At 37.0% G+C, this 589-nt stretch carries 1 pseudogene; it reads left to right on the top strand.

Annotated elements, in window-relative coordinates:
• Positions 1–497 (top strand): annotated as a pseudogene (locus ACP5H1_RS08605) (IS607 family transposase); the annotation flags it as partial.
• Positions 498–589: the final 92 nt, after the last annotated feature.

Here is a 589-nt window from a genome sequence, read left to right as displayed (position 1 = left end):
GTAATATTAGAAAGTGGAAAGTGGAGGTTCAAGGAAGAGGATGTTGAGAAGTTAATGGGAATAGTAAGGAAGAGGAAAGTGATACTATACGCTAGGGTATCATCAAACACACAAAAAGATGACTTAGTAAACCAAGTAAAATACCTTGAGGAGAAAGTAAAGGACTATGATCAAGTAATAACAGACGTTGGATCTGGGTTAAACGTGAAGAGGAAAGGATTCCTTAAGTTGTTAAGGATGATACTGAACAATGAGGTATCAAAAGTTGTCATGCTTACCCAGACAGCCTAGTAAGGTTCAATTTCGAGATAATTGAGGAAGTATGCAAAGCACACAACTGCGAAATAGTCGTTCTAAATAGGGAGGACAAAACACCAGAACAAGAGTTAATAGAGGACTTAATTTCCATATTGGTATCGTTCAGCGGAAAACTTTATGGAATGAGGAGTCATAAATACGAAGATGTGAAGAAGTGTGTTGAGGAACTTAAGAATTAGAAGTTTTACCCCAGAGGAGGAGTACGTTTACATAACGTACTCCATCAATAACGATAAGAAGGAGGAAAGCAAGATATTAATAGAGAACTACA

Origin of the sequence: Acidilobus sp. (assembly GCF_049973875.1) — an archaeon.
GTDB lineage: Archaea > Thermoproteota > Thermoprotei_A > Sulfolobales > Acidilobaceae > Acidilobus.
Note: the sequence above shows the minus strand (reverse complement) of the source record. Positions and strands in the feature narration are given on the sequence as shown.